The 2,575-nt window shown below is 61.7% G+C and carries 5 protein-coding genes; all 5 read left to right on the forward strand.

Annotated elements, in window-relative coordinates:
* The first annotated feature begins 42 nt into the window (after positions 1–42).
* The 5 genes from YA0848_RS34870 to YA0848_RS34890 are packed head-to-tail and all read left to right on the forward strand — an operon-like array spanning position 43 to position 2,554.
* A complete protein-coding gene (locus tag YA0848_RS34870) occupies positions 43–879 on the forward strand; it encodes a DUF932 domain-containing protein (protein WP_015272400.1) in 837 nt (278 codons plus the stop codon).
* 55 nt (positions 880–934) lie between these two features.
* Positions 935–1,363 (forward strand): hypothetical protein, encoded by a 429-nt coding sequence (locus YA0848_RS34875; protein ID WP_044275692.1) that lies wholly within the window; start codon positions 935–937, stop codon positions 1,361–1,363.
* A gap of 16 nt (positions 1,364–1,379) precedes the next feature.
* Positions 1,380–1,883 carry a hypothetical protein gene (locus YA0848_RS34880; protein ID WP_198731571.1) on the forward strand — a complete coding sequence of 168 codons (504 nt, stop codon included), beginning with the start codon at positions 1,380–1,382 and terminating at the stop codon, positions 1,881–1,883.
* A gap of 60 nt (positions 1,884–1,943) precedes the next feature.
* On the forward strand, positions 1,944–2,294 hold the full coding sequence (locus tag YA0848_RS34885; RefSeq protein WP_044275690.1) for a TrfB-related DNA-binding protein: 351 nt from the start codon (positions 1,944–1,946) through the stop codon (positions 2,292–2,294).
* Between the two features lie 47 nt (positions 2,295–2,341).
* Positions 2,342–2,554 carry a hypothetical protein gene (locus YA0848_RS34890; protein ID WP_153334493.1) on the forward strand — a complete coding sequence of 71 codons (213 nt, stop codon included), beginning with the start codon at positions 2,342–2,344 and terminating at the stop codon, positions 2,552–2,554.
* The last annotated feature ends 21 nt before the right edge of the window (positions 2,555–2,575 follow it).

Consider the following 2,575-nt stretch of genomic DNA (forward strand, 5'->3'; position numbering starts at 1 on the left):
CGGCGGCAACCGCTCCGGGGAATCTGCGAAGGAGATACAAAAATGCGTCTTTCCAGCAACTTCCGTAACCCGTGCATGATCCGCAGCGATGCCCCTCTGACCAATGACGAGATTGCCCGCGTGGCGCCCTCGATCTTTGCCGAGGAAGCGCACGACAGCCGTTCGGAACGTTACCTGTACATTCCAACCGTGAAAGTGCTCGATGCGCTGCGCACCGAAGGTTTTCAGCCGTTCATGGCGTGCCAGACTCGCGTCCGCAACACCGACAAACGCGAGCACACCAAGCACATGATTCGCCTGCGCCATGCCAGCAACATCATGAGCAAGGAAGCCAACGAAATCATTCTGCTGAACAGCCACGACGGCAGCAGCAGCTACCAGATGATGGCCGGCAAGTTCCGTTTCGTGTGCGCTAACGGGCTGGTCCTGGGCGACATGGCGATGGATCAGAAAGTGCGCCACAGCGGCCGCATCGACGTTGTAAACGACGTTATCGAAGGTGCCTATGAGGTGCTGGGCCAGTTCGAGCAGATCGACGCCAACCTTGACGACATGCAGCACTACCACTTGCGCCAGGAAGAGCAAGAAGCGTTCGCCATGGCGGCCCTGGCCTACCGCTACGACCCATCCGAAGGCCCTGCCCCGGTCACGCCGTCGCAACTGCTGATGCCGCGCCGTGCCGAAGACCGCGCAAGCGATCTCTGGACCACGTTCAACCGCGTGCAGGAAAACACCATCAAGGGCGGCTTGCGTGGCCGCAACAAGCAAGGACGCCGGACAACTACCCGCGCCGTTAACGGCATTGACCAAGACGTGAAACTCAATCGCGCCTTGTGGGTACTGGCCCAGGCCCTGCGCAGCGGCCAAGCCGCCGCGTAATTGGCGAGCCGGGCGTTAAACGCCCGGCTTTCCCCCGCCCTTGGAGGATCGAACCATGTGCAAAGTCTTCTATGTCCCTGGCCATACCGCGATCATCGACTATGCCCGCCAGATCGCGCCGAACATGTGGATGGCCCAGCATTCCGGGCTGATGCTGCCCGAGCTGCGCGTGCGTTACCCCGGCGCCATCCTGGGCGACGAAGAGGCGTTTTTGATCGATCAAGAACGCGCCTATGGCACGCCACCGGCACGCACGACCGCCGCCCGTTTCGAGTTCAACCTTTCGCAGCGGCCCGTCATCGACTACCACGCCGACGAGCTGGGCGCGTCGTTCAAGCTGGCCGACCTGGACCACGGCAACATGACGACCATTTTTGCCCAGTGGGGCGGGCGCTACTGGACCTTGACGGGCCTGGCCACCCTGCCCCACCTGCTCATCATGCGCCGCATCGCTACCCACTCCCTGGCCGTGGCCAAGGCCTAAGATCGAGGAACCGACCATGACTTACGAACGCACGTTGGAAGCCTACCGATCGTTACTCAAGGCCAACCCTGGGCATGGCCTGCTCATCCCTGGGGATTGCGTGGCGTTTCTGCTCGACTCTGACCAGCTTTACGCCTGCCAGGTGCAGGACGGTCGGCCACTTCTGGCGTGGATGTTTCCGATCACCGCCGAAGCCTGGGACGATGACGACGAAGCGTGGTTGTGCGATGCGGGCGGCCTGGAGACAGCCGACGCGATCAACGACCCCCAGTTTGTGCCCCTGCTGGTATGGGACCGCCAGACACTGGAAAGCGAAACCGTGGCGGCAGTCGCCGCCAAGGTTGGTACCAGTGACCAGGGCGTTGCCATTACTATCGAGCGCAACAACGAGGGGACGTTTTACGTCATCTGGAAAGCCACCGCCCAGGGCGTCAAACGGCACCGTCTCCATGCCGGTTCCACAGATGCCCGCCGCCTGGAAGCGCATGCGCGGGGCTTCATCGAGCAAATGAACCAGTAGCACACTTGACCCGTCGCCCTGCCGGCAGCAGGGCATTTAGCCAACAGTAAGGAACCGCGAATGCAGCCCACCCAGCCGAAATACACCGCCGAACAATGGACCGCTTCCCTGCCTGCGCTCCGGGGCATGTCCACCAAAACCCTGGACATTGCCAGGGCGGTGCTGGTGGAGGGCAAGGAACCTATCGAGGTGGCCAACGAGATCGGCCAGTCGCGGCAGCTTGTACACGCTGCAATCAAGCGCGTAACCGCCGTGCTGGAACGCCAAACAGTCGGCCTTGTGCCTGTCATGGTCTGGCTCACTCCCGAGGAAGCCGAGCAGGTCAAGCAGATGGCCGCCAAGCATGAGCAGCCAAAGGAGGCCCAACCAGGGACCACAAAGAAGACACCTAACCGACAGAAAAAGGCCTAGATGGCGCCTTTCTGTCACGGACAGTTTGACTGCTGAGGGATTTGCAGATGCTTACACCAACAGAGGAAAAGGGCGTGCTCGATTACCTGGCCTGCCTTGAATGGGTCGCCAGCGCCGAGGTTGCAGAGATCCGCCAGCGCTTGGAAACAGCGACCGGCCAAGTCCGCGAGGATCTGGTGACTGCGATCAAGCAACAAATGGGCGGGGGCCGTCCCGAATTGGCCTGGTACTTCCACCACCTGGCCAGCGAGAAAATCTAGTGCGAGGCCTGCGGCCCGGGC

This window comes from Pseudomonas sp. S4_EA_1b (genome assembly GCF_016307435.1).
Classification (GTDB): Bacteria; Pseudomonadota; Gammaproteobacteria; order Pseudomonadales; family Pseudomonadaceae; genus Aquipseudomonas; species Aquipseudomonas rhodesiae.

Coding starts and splice junctions, on each gene's coding strand:
- YA0848_RS34870 (WP_015272400.1), top strand. CDS start 43: ATGCGTCTTTCCAGCAACTTCCGTAACCCGTGCATGATCCGCAGCGAT.
- YA0848_RS34875 (WP_044275692.1), top strand. CDS start 935: ATGTGCAAAGTCTTCTATGTCCCTGGCCATACCGCGATCATCGACTAT.
- YA0848_RS34880 (WP_198731571.1), top strand. CDS start 1,380: ATGACTTACGAACGCACGTTGGAAGCCTACCGATCGTTACTCAAGGCC.
- YA0848_RS34885 (WP_044275690.1), top strand. CDS start 1,944: ATGCAGCCCACCCAGCCGAAATACACCGCCGAACAATGGACCGCTTCC.
- YA0848_RS34890 (WP_153334493.1), top strand. CDS start 2,342: ATGCTTACACCAACAGAGGAAAAGGGCGTGCTCGATTACCTGGCCTGC.